General features: G+C 70.2%; 17 protein-coding genes. All 17 read left to right on the top strand.

Annotated elements, in window-relative coordinates; translation table 11 throughout:
* Positions 1-3 precede the first annotated feature (3 nt).
* Entirely contained in the window at positions 4-1,275 is a 1,272-nt protein-coding gene (locus QN206_04365; GenBank protein MDR7614038.1) for a Glu/Leu/Phe/Val dehydrogenase, read from the top strand.
* Positions 1,268-1,984 carry an HD domain-containing protein gene (locus tag QN206_04360; protein ID MDR7614037.1) on the top strand — a complete coding sequence of 239 codons (717 nt, stop codon included), beginning with the start codon at positions 1,268-1,270 and terminating at the stop codon, positions 1,982-1,984. Before QN206_04365 ends, QN206_04360 begins: the two co-directional genes overlap by 8 nt.
* Before the next feature lie 47 nt (positions 1,985-2,031).
* Positions 2,032-3,303 (top strand): glutamyl-tRNA reductase, encoded by a 1,272-nt coding sequence (locus QN206_04355; GenBank protein ID MDR7614036.1) that lies wholly within the window; start codon positions 2,032-2,034, stop codon positions 3,301-3,303.
* Positions 3,300-4,205, top strand: a complete 906-nt coding sequence (gene hemC, locus QN206_04350; protein MDR7614035.1) for a hydroxymethylbilane synthase — start codon at positions 3,300-3,302, stop codon at positions 4,203-4,205. The genes QN206_04355 and hemC overlap by 4 nt, the downstream gene beginning before the upstream one ends.
* On the top strand, positions 4,175-4,945 hold the full coding sequence (locus QN206_04345; protein ID MDR7614034.1) for a uroporphyrinogen-III synthase: 771 nt from the start codon (positions 4,175-4,177) through the stop codon (positions 4,943-4,945). The genes hemC and QN206_04345 overlap by 31 nt, the downstream gene beginning before the upstream one ends.
* A 1-nt stretch (position 4,946) precedes the next feature.
* Positions 4,947-5,930, top strand: a complete 984-nt coding sequence (hemB, locus tag QN206_04340; protein ID MDR7614033.1) for a porphobilinogen synthase — start codon at positions 4,947-4,949, stop codon at positions 5,928-5,930.
* On the top strand, positions 5,927-7,213 hold the full coding sequence (hemL, locus tag QN206_04335) for a glutamate-1-semialdehyde 2,1-aminomutase (protein ID MDR7614032.1): 1,287 nt from the start codon (positions 5,927-5,929) through the stop codon (positions 7,211-7,213). Before hemB ends, hemL begins: the two co-directional genes overlap by 4 nt.
* Entirely contained in the window at positions 7,210-7,953 is a 744-nt protein-coding gene (locus QN206_04330; protein ID MDR7614031.1) for a glycosyltransferase family 2 protein, read from the top strand. The genes hemL and QN206_04330 overlap by 4 nt, the downstream gene beginning before the upstream one ends.
* Positions 7,950-8,633 carry a bacillithiol biosynthesis deacetylase BshB1 gene (bshB1, locus tag QN206_04325; protein ID MDR7614030.1) on the top strand — a complete coding sequence of 228 codons (684 nt, stop codon included), beginning with the start codon at positions 7,950-7,952 and terminating at the stop codon, positions 8,631-8,633. Before QN206_04330 ends, bshB1 begins: the two co-directional genes overlap by 4 nt.
* Complete coding sequence (locus QN206_04320; protein ID MDR7614029.1) at positions 8,630-10,204, top strand: hypothetical protein; 1,575 nt, start codon at positions 8,630-8,632, stop codon at positions 10,202-10,204. The genes bshB1 and QN206_04320 overlap by 4 nt, the downstream gene beginning before the upstream one ends.
* 5 nt (positions 10,205-10,209) lie before the next feature.
* Positions 10,210-11,586 carry a heme ABC exporter ATP-binding protein CcmA gene (gene ccmA, locus QN206_04315; protein MDR7614028.1) on the top strand — a complete coding sequence of 459 codons (1,377 nt, stop codon included), beginning with the start codon at positions 10,210-10,212 and terminating at the stop codon, positions 11,584-11,586.
* The gene (gene ccsA, locus QN206_04310; protein ID MDR7614027.1) at positions 11,583-12,254 is read left to right on the top strand and encodes a cytochrome c biogenesis protein CcsA; all 672 of its coding nucleotides are present in this window, start codon (positions 11,583-11,585) and stop codon (positions 12,252-12,254) included. The genes ccmA and ccsA overlap by 4 nt, the downstream gene beginning before the upstream one ends.
* A 1-nt stretch (position 12,255) precedes the next feature.
* Positions 12,256-12,426 carry a CcmD family protein gene (locus QN206_04305; GenBank protein MDR7614026.1) on the top strand — a complete coding sequence of 57 codons (171 nt, stop codon included), beginning with the start codon at positions 12,256-12,258 and terminating at the stop codon, positions 12,424-12,426.
* Complete coding sequence (locus QN206_04300; protein MDR7614025.1) at positions 12,423-12,809, top strand: cytochrome c maturation protein CcmE; 387 nt, start codon at positions 12,423-12,425, stop codon at positions 12,807-12,809. Before QN206_04305 ends, QN206_04300 begins: the two co-directional genes overlap by 4 nt.
* Positions 12,810-12,921: 112 nt before the next feature.
* Entirely contained in the window at positions 12,922-13,788 is an 867-nt protein-coding gene (locus tag QN206_04295; protein ID MDR7614024.1) for a c-type cytochrome, read from the top strand.
* A 13-nt stretch (positions 13,789-13,801) separates the two neighbouring features.
* Positions 13,802-14,473 carry a Rieske 2Fe-2S domain-containing protein gene (locus tag QN206_04290; GenBank protein MDR7614023.1) on the top strand — a complete coding sequence of 224 codons (672 nt, stop codon included), beginning with the start codon at positions 13,802-13,804 and terminating at the stop codon, positions 14,471-14,473.
* Positions 14,474-14,475: 2 nt separating this feature from the next.
* The gene (locus QN206_04285; GenBank protein ID MDR7614022.1) at positions 14,476-15,636 is read left to right on the top strand and encodes a cytochrome b N-terminal domain-containing protein; all 1,161 of its coding nucleotides are present in this window, start codon (positions 14,476-14,478) and stop codon (positions 15,634-15,636) included.
* Positions 15,637-15,638 lie beyond the last annotated feature (2 nt).

The raw sequence follows: 15,638 nt of genomic DNA, 5'->3' as shown, positions 1-15,638 counted from the left end.
GGGATGGGGCTCGTGATCCAGGCCCAGAAACCGGAGAATCCCTTCGAGGCCGTCTGTCGGTGGATTGACCGGGCTGCCCACCTGCTGGGCTACGACGAGTCCACCACCAAGCCCCTCAAACACCCGCGCCGGTGCGTCATCGTCTCCCTCCCCGTGGAGATGGACGATGGGCGGGTGGAGGTGTTCGTGGGCTACCGGGTACAGTACGACACCGCCCGGGGCCCGTGCAAGGGAGGGTTACGCTACCACCCAAACGTCACCCTGGAGGAGATGATGGCCCTCGCGGCCCTCATGTCCTTGAAGTGCGCGGTGGTGGATGTGCCCTTCGGTGGGGGGAAGGGTGGGGTGGCGTGCGACCCAACGCGCCTGAGCCACCGGGAGCTGGAACGGCTCACCCGCCGGTACACCGCGGAGATCTTCGACATCATCGGGCCGGACAAGGACATCCCGGCCCCGGATGTGGGCACCAATCCCCAGGTCATGGCTTGGGTAATGGACACCATCTGCATGAAGCGAGGCTATCTGGAACCCGGAACCGTGACCGGGAAGCCCATTCCGCTCGGTGGTTCCAGGGGCCGCGAGGAAGCCGCGGGTCGGGGGGTGCTCGTGGTGGCCCGGGAGGCCTTCGCCCACCGGGGCCTGCGCCTGGAGGGAGCCCGGGTGGTGGTCCAGGGGTTCGGGAACGTAGGCTACCACGCGGCCCGGCTGCTGCACGAGGAGGCGGGGGCCCGGGTGGTGGCGGTGAGCGACGTGCGGGGAGGGATCTACCATCCGGAGGGGCTCGTCCCGCAGCAGGTGAAGGAGTACGCCCGCAACACGGGAAGCGTGGTGGGCTACCCGGGGGCCCGCACCATCTCCAACCGGGAGCTCCTGGAGATCCCCTGCGACCTCTTGATCCCCGCGGCCATCGAGCACCAGATCACCGCAGAGAACGCGGAGCGCATCCGGGCCTCCGTGATCGTGGAGGGCGCGAACGAGCCCACCACCCCGGAGGCGGACGAGATCCTCCGCCGGCGGGGAGTCCTCGTCGTCCCGGATCTGCTGGCGAACGGGGGCGGGGTGGTGGTGAGCTACTTCGAGTGGGTACAGGACCGGTACGGGTACTTCTGGCCGGAGGAGGAGGTCCGGGCCCGGCTGGAGCTGTTCATGGTGCGCGCCTTCCAGGCGGTGCTCGCCACCGCGGAGCGGTTCGGGGTGGATCTGCGGACCGCGGCGTACTGTCTTGGGGTGGAGCGCATCGTGGAGGCCCGCCGGCTGCGCGGGCTGTATGCGTGAACCCGTGGGAAGCCCCCGGGACCCGCACTCCCCTGCGGCTCCCCCTTTCCGGGTCACCCTGGAGACGGTAAAGGCGGACCCGGAGGTGGAAGCCTATGTGGGCAAGGCAAACGAGGCCCTGGGGGTTCTGGGCTACACCGAGCACGGCTTCCGGCACGCGAACCTCACCGCCCGCATCGCGTACAACATCCTCAAACGACTGGGGCATCCGGAGCGGGACGCGGAGCTGGCGGCCATCGCGGGCTACCTCCACGACATCGGGAACCTCGTGAGCCGCCAGAACCACGAGCAGGTCGGGGCCATGCTGGCGGACCGCATCCTCGCGCGGTTGGGGATGGGACCGGAGGAACGGGCAGTGGTGATGAGCGCCATCGGCAACCACGAGGAGTCCCACGGGCAGCCCGTGAGCAACGTGGGAGCCGCGGTGATCCTCGCGGACAAGTCCGACGTGCACCGCACCCGGGTACGCAACCCGGACCCCACCACCTTCGACATCCACGACCGGGTGAACTACGCGGTGGAGCACTCCTTTCTGCGGGTGGATGAGAGGAACCGGGAGATCACCCTGGAGCTCGTCATCAACACGGAGGCGGCCCCCGTGATGGAGTACTTCGAGATCTTCCTGTCCCGCATGATCCTTTGCCGTCGGGCCGCGGAGTTCCTGGGGTGCCAGTTCAAGCTGCAGATCAACGGGGTCAAGCTGCTCTAGCGGTTTGACGGTCCGGCCGCGGGGCGGCTATGCTCGCACCAGGAGCGATGGATCTCCTCGCGCTCGGTCTGAGCCATCACACGGCCCCCGTGGAGGTACGGGAGCGGGTGGCGTTCCTGCCCGGCAAGCTCCCCTCCGCGGTGGCCCTCCTCCGGCAGCAGAAGGGCATCGCGGAGGCTGCCCTGCTCTCCACCTGTAACCGGACGGAGGCCTACGTGGTCGCGGTGGATGGGGAAGCGGGCCGGGAGGCCGTGTTGTCCTTCTGGTCCGCCTACCACGGGGTGCCCAGGGAGACCTTCGGGCCTTACGTGTACCTGCACCGCGGGGCGGAGGCCGCCCGGCACCTCTTCCGGGTGGCGGGAGGGCTGGACTCCATGATCGTGGGGGAGGCGCAGATCCTGGGCCAGGTGCGGGAGGCCTTCCGCCTGGCCCAGCAGGGAGGCGGGATCGGCCCCGTGCTGAGCCGTCTGTTCCGGCAGGCCATCGCCGCAGGCCGGAGGGTGCGGCGCGAGACGGGGATCGGCCGGGGTGCGGTGTCCGTACCCGGTGCCGCGCTCACCGTGGCCCGGGAGGCATGCGGGGAGCTTCGGGGGCGGCGGGTTCTCGTCCTGGGAAGCGGGGAGATGGCGCGCCTGCTGGTCCGGAACCTGGTGGAAGCGGGGTGCACCGCGGTGGTGGTCTGCAACCGCACCCTGGAGCACGCAGAAGCCTTGGCCGCAGCCTTTGGGGCCCGGACCGTGCGGTTCGACGAGCTGGGTTCCGCCCTCCGGGAAGCCGACATCCTCGTGACCTCCACGGGCGCCCCACACGTGGTGGTGGAGGCGTCCCTGGTGGCGGAGGCGATGCGGAGGCGTACGGCTCCCCTCCTGATCCTGGACATCGCGGTCCCCCGGGACGTGGACCCCGCGGTGCGCTCCCTCCCCGGCGTGCACCTCGTGGACATCGACGACCTGCAGGCCGCGGGCCAAAGGGTGCTCCGGGAGCGTCTGGGGGACGTGGAGCGGGCGGAAGCGATCCTGGCGGAGGAGACGGAGAAGTTCGAGACCTGGTACCGTTCCCTCGACGTGGTGCCCCTCATCCGTGCCCTCCGACACCGGGCAGACGCCATTTTGGAGGAGGAGTGGGCCCGACTCCGCCCGCAGCTGGCGCACCTCCCCGCGGAGCACCAGGAGGCGGTGCGCCAGGCCCTCCGCACCGCCGTCAACCGGTTGCTGCACCGGCCCATCGTGCGCCTGAAGGCGATGGCGGCGGAACGGGACCCCGCGCTGGTGGACGCGGCCCGGGCCCTGCTGGATCTGGAGGACGCGGCGACCTCTTGAGCACTGTCCGCGTGGGAACCCGGGGGAGTTTGCTCAGCCGCCGGCAAACGGAGGCGGTCTTAGCGGCCCTGCGCGGGCTGCACCCTGGGGTCAGGTTCGAGGTGGTGGTGATCCAGACCCGCGGGGACCGGTGGGCAGGCCCTCTGGCGCATCCCTCGGGTCCGGGCCTCTTCGTGGCGGAGCTGGAGCAGGCCCTACGGGAAGGCGCCGTCGATCTCGCGGTGCACAGCCTCAAGGACCTTCCCACGGACCCGACCCCGGGCCTCGCGATCGCCGCCATCCCGCCCCGGGAGGACCCCCGGGACGCCCTCGTGGCCCACGCCCCTTCCCTCGCGCAACTCCCCCCCGGAGCCCGGGTGGGCACCAGCAGTCCCCGGCGGGCGGCCCAACTCCGGATCTACCGGAAGGACCTGGAGGTGGTGCCGCTTCGGGGCAACGTGGACACCCGCATCCGGAAGGTGCGGACCGGGGAGGTGGACGCCGCCGTCCTGGCCGTGGCGGGACTGGTGCGGGGCGGTTGGGAAGAGGAGATCGCGGAGCGCCTGGACCCGGAGGTGATGCTCCCGGCCCCGGGGCAGGGGGCGATCGCCCTCCAGGTCAGGGAGGACGACCACCGGGTGCGCGGACTGGTCGAGCCCCTGGACGACCCTCTGACCCGGGCGGCGGTAAGCGCGGAGCGGGCCTTCTTGCGGGGGTTGGGAGGCGGGTGCGCGATCCCGGCCGCGGCGCTTGCCACCTGGGAGGGAGCCGGAAGCGTCCTGCGGCTCAGGGGCCTCGTGGCGGCTCCGGATGGGAGCTGGGTGGTGCGCGTGGAGCGCGTGGGGTCCATCGCGGCCGCGGAGGAGATGGGGCGGCAAGCCGCGGAGGCCGTGTGCGGAGGACTGCCCACCCTCGCGTCCTAGTGACGCGTCCCGCGTCTCAGGGCTCTGAGCTCGGAGCGCGGCTGAGGGCCCTGGGCCTGGAGGTGGTGCACATCCCCCTCCTCCGGATCCTCCCTCCTCCGTCCTGGGAGGATCTGGACCGGGCCTTGCGCCAGCTGGAAACCTACCAGTGGGTGGTGTTCACGAGCCAGAACGGGGTCCGGGCAGTGGAGTGCCGGCTCCGCCACCTGGACATCTCCCTGGAAGTCCTGCGGGGCGTGCGCATCGCTGCCATCGGACCCGCCACCGCCCGAAGGCTGGAACAGCTGGGCATCCCTGCAGTGTTCCAGCCATCCGAGTATCGGGCGGAGGGCTTGGTGAAGGCCTTCGCAGCCCAGGAACTGCGAGGCGTGCGGATCCTGATCCCCCGGGCGGAGGAGGCCCGGGACGTGCTGCCCGAAGGACTGCGGGCGCGGGGTGCGGAGGTGGAGGTGGTGGCCGCCTACCGGACGGAGGTGGCCTGGGAGGAGGCTCCCCGGCTGAGGGAGGCGATCCGGGAAGGGGTGGATGTGGTGACCCTCGCGAGCCCTTCCGCGGCGAGGGCCCTGGTATCCTTGCTGGGAGGGGGACGGCTCCCGGAGGGCACCCGGCTGGTGTGCATCGGTCCCGTGACCGCAGAGGCGGCCAGGGAGTTGGGGTTGCGGGTGGACGGGGTCGCTGAGGTGTACACTTCCGAGGGGGTGGTGCAGGCGGTGCGCGCGGTTCTCGAGAGGAGGCGGTAGGATGGGATTTCCGGTCCACCGGGGACGGCGGCTGCGTCGCACGGAGGTCCTGCGGCGGCTGGTGGCCGAGCACGCCCTGCGGGCCGAGCAGCTGGTCGCCCCCCTCTTCGTGAAGGAGGGCCTCTCGCAGCCCGTGGAGATTCCCTCCCTTCCGGGTCAGTACCAGCACACCTTGCACAGCTTGGTGCGGGAGGTGGGAGAACTCCTGGAGGCGGGAGTCCGGGCGGTGATCCTCTTCGGGATCCCCACGCGGAAGGATCCGGTGGGGAGCGAGGCCTACAGCCCTGAGGGGATCGTCCAGCGAGCCCTGCGGAGGCTGCGGAGGGAGTTCGGGGATCAGGTGGTGCTCCTCGCGGACCTGTGCCTGTGCGAGTACACGGACCACGGCCACTGCGGGGTCTTGGCAGGGCCCGAGGGGCCCGTGGACAACGATGCCACCCTGGAGATCTACGGCCGCGTGGCGGTGGCCCAGGCGGAGGCCGGCGCGGACCTCGTGGCGCCCTCCGGCATGATGGACGGGCAGGTCCAGGCCATCCGCCGGAGCCTGGATCAGGCGGGTTACTCCCACGTGGGGATCCTGGCGTATGCGGCGAAGTACGCCAGCTGCTTCTACGGCCCGTTCCGGGAGGCCGCGGAGAGCTCCCCGCGGTTCGGGGATCGGCGAAGCTACCAGATGGATCCCCCGAACATACGGGAAGCCCTGCGGGAGGTGGCGCAGGACTTGGAGGAGGGTGCGGACCTGGTGATGGTCAAGCCCGCGCTCCCCTACCTGGACGTGCTGCGGGCGGTGAAGGAACGGTTCGGGGTGCCCACCGCCGCCTACCAGGTGAGCGGGGAGTACGCCATGATCCACGCCGCCGCCCAGCGGGGGTGGGTGGATCTGGAGCGGGCCATGTGGGAGACCCTCCTGGCCATCCGGCGGGCCGGGGCGGATGTGATCCTCACGTACTTCGCGAAGGAAGCCGCGCGGAAGCTCCGGGCATGAGGCAGGACGGTTCCCACAGGCTCTACGCCCGCGCCCAGGCCCTCATGCCGGGGGGCGTGAACAGCCCTGTCCGGGCCTTTCGGGCGGTGGGCGGGATTCCGCCCTTTATCGTGCGGGGCGAGGGGGCATACGTGGAGGACGTGGACGGGAACCGGTACGTGGACTACGTGGGCAGTTGGGGCGCCCTCATCTGCGGGCACGCGGACCCGGAGGTGGTGCGGGCCGCGGTGGAGGCCGTGGAAGGCGGAAGCTCCTTCGGTGCCTGCACCCCGTATGAGGTGGCCTTCGCGGAGGTGCTCTGCGAGGCCGTTCCCTCCCTGGAGATGGTGCGGCTGGTGTGCAGCGGCACCGAGGCGGTGATGAGTGCCCTCCGGGTCGCCCGGGCCGCCACGGGGCGGGACCGCATCGTGAAATTCGACGGCGGTTATCACGGGCACGCGGACGCCCTTTTGGTCCGTGCGGGGAGCGGCGTGGCCACCCTGGAGCTCCCGGATAGCCCGGGCGTTCCCGCGGCCGCGGTCCAGCATACCCTCTCCCTCCCGTACAACGACGTCCAGGCCGTGGAGGAGGCCTTCGCGCGGTTCGGACCGGAGATCGCCGCGGTGGTGGTGGAACCCGTGGCGGGCAACATGGGCGTGGTGCCCGCGGAGCGGGCGTTTCTGGAGATCCTGCGGGACCTGACCGCGGCGTACGGCGCCTTGCTGGTCTTCGACGAGGTCATTACGGGCTTCCGGGTCGGGTGGGGCGGGGCCCAGGCGGTCCTCGGCATCCGGCCGGACCTCACCTCTCTGGGGAAGGTGATCGGCGGTGGGTTTCCCCTCGCGGCCTACGGTGGACGGCGCGACGTGATGTCCCTGGTGGCGCCCGCGGGACCCGTGTACCAGGCGGGCACGCTTTCGGGGAATCCCGTGGCGGTACGGGCGGGGCTGGCGACCCTGGAACGGTTGCGGCAGTCCGGAACCTACGAGCAACTGGAGCGGACGAGTGCCCAACTGGGAGAGGGACTTCTGGACGCGGCCCGAACCGCGGGCGTGCCCGTGCAGCTGAACCGGGTGGGGAGCATGCTCACCCTGTTCTTCTCCGAGGTTCCCGTGCGGGACTACGAAAGCGCCCGGAGGTCGGATGTGGTCCGGTATGCGCAGTTCTTCTGGGAGATGCTGCGCCGGGGCGTCTACCTCCCGCCCAGCCAGTTCGAGGCCATGTTCGTGTCCCTGGCCCACGGGCCGGAGGAGATCGAGCACACGGTCGAGGCAGCCTACGAGGCCCTCCGGGAGCTGCGATGAGGGTCCTCATCGTCATGCCCCTGTACAATGAGGAGCAGACCCTGGAAGGGGTGCTGCGGGCGGTGCGGCGGTACGCGCCCGCGGCGGACATCCTGGTGGTGGACGACGGCAGCACGGACCACTCCCCGGAGATCCTGAAGCGGTTTCCGGAGGTCCGGGTGATCCGCCACCCGGAAAACCGCGGGTACGGGGCCTCCCTGATGAGCGGCTTCCGGTATGCCCTGGAACACGGGTACGACGTGGTGGTGACCATGGACTGCGACGAGCAGCACGAGCCCTACCTCATCCCAGACCTCCTGAGCGCCCTGGAGGGCGTGGACATCGTCTCCGGGAGCCGCTATCTCCCGGGCTCCTCCCGGGGCCAGGATCCGCCGCCGGACCGGCTCCGCATCAACCGGGAGATCACGGAGGAGGTGAACGCCCTCACGGGATTGGGGATCACGGATGCCTTCTGCGGGTTCAAGGCGTACCGGGCGGAGGCCCTCCGGAGGCTGGAACTGGACGAGCCCTCCTACGGGATGCCCCTGCAGGTGTGGGTGCAGGCCGCGGCCTTGAAGCTGCGCGTCCGGGAGATCCCCATCGGCCGCATCTACAAGAATCCCGCGCGCCGGTTCTGGGGGGGACTCGATGACCCGGAGGTCCGGTTGCGGTACTACCGGGAGGTCCTGCACCGTGCCGTACAGCGGTGGCTGCGCGGGGCGGAGTCCGCGGTCTGCGCGGGAAAGGAGCCCAGGGGATGAGCCGGCGGGCCCTGGTGCTGAGCCCGCATCCGGACGACGCGGAGATCGGGATGGGCGGGACCGTGGCCCTCCTGGTCCGCCAGGGCTGGACGGTGGTGCTCTGCGACCTCACCAACGGCGAGCCCACCCCTCGGGGGACGCCCGAGCGCCGGCTCCGGGAGGCGGCCGCGGCCGCGGACATCCTGGGCGTGCGCCGCATCACCCTGGATCTTCCCAACCGGTTCCTCCTGGACACCGTGGAGGCCCGCAAACAGGTGGCAGGGGTGATCCGGGAGGTTCGGCCGGAGCTCCTGTTCGTGCCGTACTGGGAGGATGCCCATCCGGACCACGTCCAGGCCGCGCAGCTCGGGGAGGCCGCCCGGTTCTACGCGAAACTCACCAAGTCCGACATCCCCGGAGAGCCCCACTACCCGCGGCGGGTGATCCACTACTTCTCCACCCACTACCGGATGGTGCGGCGCCCCTCCTTCCTGGTGGACGTGAGCGAGACCTTCGAGCGCAAGCTGGAGAGCGTGGCTGCCTACCGCAGCCAGTTCGAGGACGAGCGGGGAAACCTGTGGATCCTGGATCTCCTCCGCACCTCCGCCGCCTACTTCGGGGCCCTGGTGGGGGTGGCGTACGCGGAGCCCTTCGTGATGCGGGAGGAGGTGGGCCTACGAACCCTGGATGCCCTGCTGTGAGGAGGGACCGCCCGCAGGCGGCGGAGACCCCGCGACCGAGCATTCCCAGGGGCTCCGGGGAGGTGGTGTGCCTCCCTCCCCTGCCGTGCTGGCCGGCCGTGGCGGAGGCGAACGCGGAGAGCCTGGCTCGTAGCCCTGCCCGCCTGGACGGCGAGGCCCTGGGGGCATTCCGCCGGGAGGTTCGGGAGGAGGTCCTCGCGGCCGCAGCCCGCTTCGGCCTCCGGTGGGGCCTCCAAACCGGGGAGGGCTCAGGGCCCCTCGTGGTCACCGGCCACCAGCCCGTTTTCCATCACCCCGGGATCTGGGCGAAGACCCTGGTGCTGGGCCTGTGTCCGGGAGTCCGGCCCCTGAACCTCATCGTGGACAGCGATGCGGTGGAAGTGCTGGATGTGGCGGTGCCGCGGTGGGACGGGGAGCTGCGGACCGTGCACCGGGCCCTGGTGCGGTGCCCCCCCGACGTCCCCTTTGAGGCAGCCCCGCCGCCCGCACGGACACGGTGGCGGGAGTGGGTGGAGGCGGTTCGTCAGGATCTCGCGACCCTGGGCGATCCCGCCCTCCTCTCGGGCCTGGAGCGGTTGAGGGTGCTCGGGGAGCGGGAGCGGGAGGCGTGCGAGAGCCTGGGAGAGTTCGTGGCGCGCCTGCGACGTGCCTTCGAACCGGCCGCCGCGTACCCCGAGCTCCCGATCTCCTGGCTGTGCCGGACCCGGGGGTTCCTGCGGTTCGCCCGTTGGATGGCGAGTACCTGCGAGTCCTTCTGGGCTGCGTACAACGAGGCCCTGGAGGCCCACCGCAAGTCCGAGGGGATCCGATCTGCGGCCCAGCCGTTCCCCAACTTGCGGCGGTGGTCGGACCGTTACGAGCTCCCCCTGTGGGCCGTGCGGGAGGGGAGGCGGCGGCCGGTGTTCGCCCAGCGGGCCGGGGAGGAGGTGGTCCTCTCCACGGAGGAGGGAGAACTTGCCCGGGTGGGTCCCCGCACGCCCCCCGAGGTCCTCGCGGGGTTGGGGTTGCGGCCGAGGGGCATGGCCCTCACCCTGTTCGTGCGGGTGTGCGTGGCGGATCTCTTCGTGCACGGGGTCGGGGGCGCCCTCTACGACCGTGCCACGGACCGGCTGATCCGTAACCTGTTCGCCCTGGACCCTCCCCCCTTCGCCGTGGTCACCGCCACCTTCCACCTCCCGCTGCCCTCCCCGGATGACCCGGGGATCCAGCGGGCACGCCTCCAACAGCGGCTGCACGAGCTCCTCCACAACCCCGACCGAATCCTAGAACCCCAGGATCCCCGCCTCCGCAGCCTGGTGGAAGAGAAGTGGGCGCTCATCCGACGACTCCAGGAGGAGTCCCTGACCCGCCGGGAGCGCCGAGCGCTCACCCATCGGATCCGGGCCATCAACCAGGAGCTGAGCGCCCCCCTCGCGGAAGAGATCCGCCGGGTCCGGGAGGCACTGACCCGGCTGGAGCAGCAGGAGGCTGCGTACGCGGCGGCCACCTACCGCGGCTACCCCTTCTTCCTTTTCGACGGGCAAGTCCTCCGGCAAGCCCTCGAGGCCCGTCTGCTGGCGTCTTCGACCTGAGGTCCGTGTCCCCCGTACTCTCCGCGAGAGGGATCCGAAAAGCCCTGGGAGAGCACCGGGTGCTGCGGGAGGTGGACCTGGAGGTGTATCCCGGGGAGGCGGTGGCCATCGTGGGGCCCAACGGCTCGGGAAAGACCACCCTCCTGCGCGTCCTCGCCACCCTCTTGCGGCCGGATAGGGGGAGCTTGCGGCTGTTCGGTCTGGATCCGTGGCACGAACCCCAGGCCGTCCGGATCCGGTTGGGGATGACCGGGCACGAGACCTTCCTGTACGGCGGCCTCACCGTGGAGGAGAACCTGCGCCTGTTCGCCGTGCTCTACGGGGTAGCCCCCGAACGGGTGGAGGGGTTGATCCAGGAGGGCGGGCTGGGAGCGCGGCGGGGGGAGCTCGTGCGGAACCTCTCCCGGGGGTGGCAGCAGCGCGTAAGCCTCGTCCGGGCCCTCCTGCCCCAGCCCGCCCTCCTCCTCCTGGACGAGCCCTTTACGGGCCTGGACGCGGAGGGATCGGACTGGCTGCGCACCACCTTGCTCCGCTACCTTGCCTCCGGGGGGGCTTTGGTCCTCACCACCCACCGACCCCAGGAGGTGGCGGGACTCTGCCACCGGATCCTGGGCCTGCGGGACGGGCGGCTGGTGCCGGAGGCGGGATCCTCCCGCCCTCCGGCCACCGCGGCCTTGCCGGGAGGCGGCCGGGTTCCCGGATTCTGGACAGCCTACCGGGCGCTGGTCAGCAAGGACCTCCGGATCGAGTTGCGGGCCCGGGAGATCCTCCTTTCCATGGGGACCATGGCCCTCGTGGCCCTGGTGCTCTTCAGCGTGGCTGTGGGGCTGGACCCCGCGGTGGTGGCCTCCGCAGGGCCGGGGATCCTCTGGACCACCGTCACCTTCACCGCCCTCCTGGGGCTTGGGCGCGCGTATGAACTGGAGCAGGAGCAGCGGGCGGGGTGGGCCGTACTCGCGAGCCCCGTGGATCGGGCCGCCATCCTGGGCGCGAAGGCCACCAGCACCTTCCTGTGGATGCTGCTCGTGGAGGCTCTGAGCCTCGGCGTGTTCGCCGTGCTGCTGAACGTAGACTTGGATCCCCGCCGGGTGGCCTCCCTGGGCGCGGTCCTGTTGCTGGGCAGCGCAGGCCTGGGGCTCCCGGGAACCCTGCTCAGCGTGGTGGCCGCGAACACCCGCCTGCGGCAGCTGATGCTCCCGCTCCTCCTCGTGCCCCTGGCCCTCCCCCTCCTCATCGGCAGCGTGGGAGCCACGGCGAAGGTCCTGCGGGGACTGCCGCTGGGCGAGGCGTGGCCTGAATTGCGGCTGGTAGCTGCCTTTGCTATCATCCTGGGGGCCGCGAGTCTGCTGCTCTTCGAAGCCGTGGTGGAGGACGGATCTTGAAGCGTCTGGAGGCCGGGGCGCTGGTGGTGGCGCTGTCCCTGGCGTGGTACGGAAGCTTCTTCTACGCCCCCACCGAGCGGATCATGGGCCACCTGCAGCGGATCTTCTACGTGCACCTGGGCCTGTGGGGAGCGGCTCTGCTGGCCTTCCTCGTGACCTTTGGCGCGGGGATCCAGTACCTCCGCGCCCGGGAAGCCTACTGGGACGAACTCGGAGGAGCCTCCGCGGAGATCGGGGTGCTGTTCAACGGGCTCGTGCTCCTCACGGGAGCCGTGTGGGCCAAGCCCACCTGGGGGGTGTGGTGGACGTGGGAACCGCAGCTCACCAGCACCCTCCTGACGCAGCTGGTGTACCTGGGATATCTCGTTCTCCGCGCGGTCTCGGAGGGAGACCGAGCCCGCCGCTTTGCGGCGGTGGTGGGCATCCTGGCCTTTCTGAACCTGCCGCTCGTGTTCCTGAGCGTCCGCCTGCTGCGCGGCGTGCACCCCGTGGTCTTCGGGCAGGATCCCGCGGGCAGGCCCACGGGACTGGAGCCCGCCATGGTGCACGCCCTGGTGATGACGCTCTTCGCCTTCATCCTCCTGTACGCGGCTCTGGTGCGCCTGCGTCTGCGGGTGGGGCTCCTGGACGGGGCCGTGCGACGCCTGCGCATCGAGGTAAGCGGGTAGCATGGTCTACCTGTTCTGGGCGTACTGGCTCGTGTGGGTGGCCCTGGTGGCGTACCTCATGTGGCTGCACCATCGGACGAGCCAACTTCATCAGGAGATCACGAGGCTGGAGGCCCAGGTGCGGGAGGGGAAGCGGACAGAACCGCACGGGTTCGTGGAGGATCGCCAGTGAAGAGGCGGAGATTCCTGCTCGTGGGGCTCATCCTCGCGGGTCTCGGTGTGCTCGTCTACGGTGGGGTGCGGTCCGCGGCCGTCTATTACGTCACCGTCTCGGAACTTCAGGCCCGGGGGGAGGCTGCGTACGGCGTCCCGGTTCGGGTGGCGGGGAACGTGGTCCCCGGAAGCATCCGTCGGGAAGGTTCTCGGGTCTTTTTCGTGCTCGCGGAGGGAGACGCCCGGCTGCCCGTGACCTACCGGGGGGTGGTGACGGACCTCTTCCGGGACGGGGCGCCCGTGGTGGTGGAGGGGACGTGGGGTCCGGAGGGGGTGTTCCGGGCGAGGGTCCTGCTCACCAAGTGCCCCACGAAGTACGAGGGAGGGGAGGACGCGCCTTGACGGATCCCGGGAAAGGTTGGACAATGCCGGTGGCCTTGAGGGCGGGGCCGCGCCGGTCCTGCCTTTTCGTGTCTTCCCGGAAGGAGAGCGCGGGCAAGATCGGGAAAATCGCATGAGCCGACCCGTCGCGGTGCGTGTCTTTTTCCTCGGCCTCGCCGCGGTGCTGCTCGGGGGCTGCCAACCGTACATCCGGATGGCCGGGCCCCGGGGACCTGCCTATGAGCCCCTTCCCCGCTACGTGGTCCGCATGGGCTTCATGCCCCGCAAGCCCAGCGCGGATGCGGGGAAGAAGACCTACGACGCCCGGTGCGCGGTCTGCCATGGACCCGAGGGCCGGGGAGACGGGCCCATGGCGAAGACCCTCACCGCACCCGAGAAGAACCTCTACACGGACTTCCTGAGCTTTTTCCGGATCCGCCCGAGGGGAGAGCCCCTTCCCTCCCGGCCCGCCAACTTCCACAACCTCGACCAGATGCGGCTCAATACCCCCTTTTCCATGTTCGAGACCGTGGCCCGGGGTCGCCCGCACACCGCCATGCCCGGGTTCCAGCACCCCGCGTACGGGGCCGCGGATGGCGGAACCCCGCGGCTCACGGACCAGGAGATCTGGGACGTGGTGTTCTGGGAGTGGAGCCGGACCACCACCCGGGAGCGGCTGCAGCTGGGCCGGAGGATCTACCAGCAGAGGTGCGCGGAATGTCACGGACCGGCCGGAGATGGGAGAGGACCCCGGGCGGAGGAGTTCCGGGAACTGGTGTGGACCTGGGCCCGGGGGGTGGGCCCCGGGATCTTCACGGACCGGGAGTGGATGGCCTACCGGAAGCCCACGGAGCTCTACCAGCGCATCGCGGAGGGCGTGGAGCGGCGGGGGTTGAAGCTCATGCCTGCGTTCCGGGATGAACTCAGCCCCAACGAGATCTGGGCCGTGGTAGATTACCTGTGGACCTTCGTGTACGAGCCGCCCGCGGATCTCCGGTGAGGAGTGGGGGAGCATGGCGGAGGAGCAGAAGGCAAAGGGTGTGAACCGACGGACCTTCCTGCAACTGGTGGCCTCCATCCCCGCCGTGGGGGCCCTCGCGGCCTTCGCGGCGCCTCTTTTGCGCTACCTCAAGCCGAACCTGGAGCCCGGTCTCGGCGTGCCGCAGGGCAAGGTTCCGCCGGATCTGGCGGAGGGAGACCTCCCGAAGGGGGAGCCTCTTCCCATCGCGCGGCTGGAGGAGCTCGCGGAGCCCTGGTCCAGCAAGTTCTTCGTGTTCACCCAGAAGTACCCGCAGTACACGCCCGAGCAGGCCAAGGCGGCCACCGTTCCCGGGGTGGCCATCCGGCTCCCGTGGAAGGTGCGCTTCCCGGGCTACAAGGAGGGCAAGGAACCCACGGACATCGTGGTCTTCTCCCGGATCTGCCCGCACCTGGGATGCATCTTCAACTACGTGCCGGACTGGCGGGAGATCACGGCGGGGTACGGGGGCTACGTGCCCCCACCGGAGCGCCGGCACGGGCTCCTGGGTTGCCCCTGCCACCTCTCCATCTACGACCCCGCGGACCGGGAGGTCCCGGGCCGGGTGCTCTCCGGCCCGGCGCCGCGTCCTCCCCGCTACTTCGTCTACGAGGTCCGGAACGGGGTGATCGTGGTGACCGCGGTGGAGCCGGGAGGGATCGCCTGACCATGTGGGAGCGCCTGCGGGAGTGGTTCAGTGAGCGCAAGCAGAAGCTGGATCTCTTTGACGAGACGAACGTGGAGCGCTACGGGAACCCCCTCTATCTTCTCGGCCAGATCGTGTACTTCTCCTGGATCGTGGTCATCGTGAGCGGCATCCTCCTCATGATCTGGTACGAGCCCACCACCCACGGGGCCTACAACTCCATCCTCCGCATCCAGCACGAGATCCCCTTCGGTTGGCTCATCCGGGGGATGCACAAGTACGGGGCGGACATGCTCATCATCGCCATCACCCTCCGGATCTACCGCATGTACTTCCTGGGGGAGTACAAGCGACCCAACGAGCTCAGCTGGATGATCCTGTTCGGGTCCCTGGTGCTGGCCATGATCTCCGGCCTCACGGGGTATCTCCTGATCTGGAACCAGCGGGCCTTCTGGGCCGCCAAGGTGGTGCTCACCGTGGCCGTCTACCTGGACCAGCTCCCCCTCATCGGCCAGACCCGGTTCGGCAGCGCCATCGCCTTCGCGTTCCTCGGCGGCCCCGCGGAGGGCCAGGGAACCCTCACCCGCTTTTACGCCATCCACTTCGGGATCTCCGTGCTGCTCTTGATCCTGGTGGAGCTGTACTTCATCTTCACCCGCCGGAAGCGCTTCAACCTCTCCCCCACCGCCCTGGTGATCCTGCTGCTGATGCTGGTGGCCGCCAGCTGGATCTTCCCCGCGGAGATGGGCCGGCGGGCGGACCCGAACCGGACGCCGCTGCCGATCCTTTCCGACTGGTACTTCCTGGCCCTGTACCAGTACGTGAAGTACACCCCACCGCTGTGGGCGGGGCTGGGACCGGGGCTCCTCATCGCCTACGGGATGCTGGTGCCCTTCCTGGACCGCAGCAAGGGACGGCGGCCCAGCGAGCGCCCCTTCTTCACCGTGGTAGGCATCATGGCCCTTACCTACTTCCTGGTCTTCACCGCCCTCATCCTGTTCAACATCGCGGTGATCGGCCGGGATCCCCACATCGTGCTCGTCCTCACCGCCCTCACCCTCACCCTGGGGTTTTTGCTGGAGATCCGGTACCGCCGGAAGGTGCGGGCTGCGGAGGCCGCGGCCCCCAGGCCCGCCCCGAGGGCGGTCCCCGCGGCGCGGCCTGCCCCGAGTTCGGGAGCGTAGCG

This window comes from Armatimonadota bacterium, assembly GCA_031460175.1.
GTDB lineage: Bacteria > Sysuimicrobiota > Sysuimicrobiia > Sysuimicrobiales > Sysuimicrobiaceae > Sysuimicrobium > Sysuimicrobium tengchongense.
Note: the sequence above shows the minus strand (reverse complement) of the source record. Positions and strands in the feature narration are given on the sequence as shown.